Origin of the sequence: Neoluteolibacter marinus (assembly GCF_014904755.1) — a bacterium.
Lineage (GTDB): Bacteria > Verrucomicrobiota > Verrucomicrobiia > Verrucomicrobiales > Akkermansiaceae > Haloferula > Haloferula marina.
Map to the genome: position 1 here is coordinate 1 of NZ_JACZFQ010000203.1, position 867 is coordinate 867.

At 67.7% G+C, this 867-nt stretch carries 1 protein-coding gene; it reads right to left on the minus strand.

Features of this window, described 5'->3' with window-relative positions:
* A partial coding sequence (locus IG178_RS24470; RefSeq protein ID WP_305067831.1) for a DNA gyrase C-terminal beta-propeller domain-containing protein occupies positions 1–867 on the minus strand: 867 nt, incomplete at both ends.

The window sequence follows — 867 nt, forward strand, 5'->3', positions numbered from 1 at the left end:
ATCCGCAGCATCGGCTGTCGGATCCGCAATCGTAGCCGTGCCGTTCTCGACGGCTTCCTCGACCGCGTCCTCGATGTGGCGCTCGGCGTTCCAGGCCACACCCACGATCGAGTCCTTGGGGGCAGGCTTGGCGAAGATGACGCCCATGGTGTCGCGGCCCTTGGCGGGGACCTCCGAGACCGCAGAGCGCACGACCTTGCCGGAGGCCATGACGACCATGACCTCGTCGGATTCTCCCACGATCAAGGCGCCGGCGAGCTTGCCGCGCTCATCCCCGACCTTGGCGACCTTGATGCCGAGCCCGCCTCGGCCCTGGCGCCGGTACTGCTCGATGGCCGTGCGCTTGGCGTAGCCGCCCTCGGTCACCACGAAAACGTAGCTCTCGGTGCCCTTCGCCACGACGTCGGCGGCCAGCAGCTCGTCGTCATCGCGGAACTTCATGCCGGTCACGCCGGAGGTCGCGCGGCCCATGGGTCGCAGCGCCTCGTCATCGGCCTGGAAGTGCAGGGACTGGCCGTTGCGCGAGACCAGGAAGATGTCGTCGTCGGAGTCCACGAGCTTGGCCGAGACCAGCTCGTCGCCCTCGCGCAGATTGATCGCGATCACGCCGGCGGTGCGGTTGGTGTCGTAGTCCTCGAGCCGGGACTTCTTCACCAGGCCGCTGCGCGTGGCCAGCACCAGGTACGGGGCGTCCTGGTAGGTCGACAGCTCCATGACCTGGGCGATCTGCTCGCCGGGCTGGAAGGCCATGACATTGGCGACGTGCTGGCCCTTGGCGTCGCGACCGGCCTCGAGCAGCTCGTAGGCCTTGGTGCGGTATACGCGGCCGTGGGTCGTGAAGAACAGGATCCAGTGGTGCGTGGTGGT